The organism is Candidatus Regiella insecticola LSR1, assembly GCF_000143625.1.
In the GTDB taxonomy this organism is placed as follows: Bacteria; Pseudomonadota; Gammaproteobacteria; order Enterobacterales; family Enterobacteriaceae; genus Regiella; species Regiella insecticola.
Genome location: NZ_GL379665.1, coordinates 1 through 1189 on the forward strand (window position 1 = coordinate 1; position 1189 = coordinate 1189).

Here is a 1189-nt window from a genome sequence, read left to right on the forward strand (position 1 = left end):
TCGTCTAGCGGCAATTTCAAAGGCGAAGGGTATCAATACATCTAAGAATCTATTCAAAATCTTTTGTACTCGCCGATACCTGGCGAATAAAAGCTTCAATAATAATGGTGCGGAAGGCGAGACTCGAACTCGCACACCTTGCGGCGCTAGAACCTAAATCTAGTGCGTCTACCAATTTCGCCACTCCCGCACAAAAGACGATGGTGGCTACGACGGGATTTGAACCTGTGACCCCAGCATTATGAGTGCTGTGCTCTAACCAGCTGAGCTACGTAGCCATCTTTATTTATTACCGTAACTTCATCAGTGCTGCGGGGTGCAATTATGCGGATATGCTGGATTTGCGTCAACTGCTTTTTCGTTAAAAATGTCGAAAAAGTGTGATTGTTTGGCTTATAAGCGTTATGGAGATAATTTAATCAACTCACCAGTATATCCCCTTTGCCTTTGAAGTTGCCGCTAGGCGAAGGCTATATTGATGAATTCACTTCGCCGCCGCTTTTGTTGGTTGTAATTCAAACACCACATCAACCTGATCATTAAAGCGAATACTTTGTTGCTTATAGGTTTCAGCAGCCTCATTTGACGCTGCGGGGTTGCTGTCTTGCATTCGCATCATCATCGGCACTGGCTGGTCGTTAACCGCACGGTAGCGGATGCTGTATACCGACACCCGAGGGTGCTTTTAAAATCCTGTGCTACAGAACTCGCTGTGGATAAAGCATTGTCTATCGCTTTTTTACGCACCTCTTCACGATACTTTTTTGGATCGGCAACATCTAAGTCTACTGCGCTAATTTCATTAAGACCTAACTTCAGTGCCTGATCAAGTAACTCGTTCATTTTGTCGAGATGACGCAATGTAACTCTAATCTGACGCACAGCACGATAGCCTTTTAGCACGGTCTCGCCGGCTTTTTTGTAATCGTACTCCGCTTGAGTCCTTAGATTAGCCGCATTGATATCTTTTTTATCGATATTTTGTTTTTGTAGAAAATCAAAATATTGTGCTACCCGTTGATCGACCTGTTTTTTAGCGGCCGCCGCCTCTTTAGCCAATTCACTGACTTCAATCGTTAAGATGGCAATATCCGGTACAATGTCAATACCGGCACTGCCTGAGGTAATAATATGTGGCCCAGCAGGCACTTCAGCAGCTGATAACGCCGCAGGTAAAACACTGAATCCT

2 tRNA genes and 1 pseudogene are annotated in these 1189 nt (G+C 44.7%); all 3 read right to left on the reverse strand.

The features are described from left to right. Positions 1 to 105: 105 nt before the first annotated feature. Positions 106 to 190, reverse strand: a tRNA-Leu gene (locus REG_RS09120). An 11-nt stretch (positions 191 to 201) separates the two neighbouring features. After that, a tRNA-Met gene (locus REG_RS09125) sits at positions 202 to 278 on the reverse strand. A gap of 206 nt (positions 279 to 484) precedes the next feature. Continuing rightward, positions 485 to 1189: pseudogene (locus REG_RS09130) on the reverse strand (oxidative stress defense protein); the annotation flags it as partial.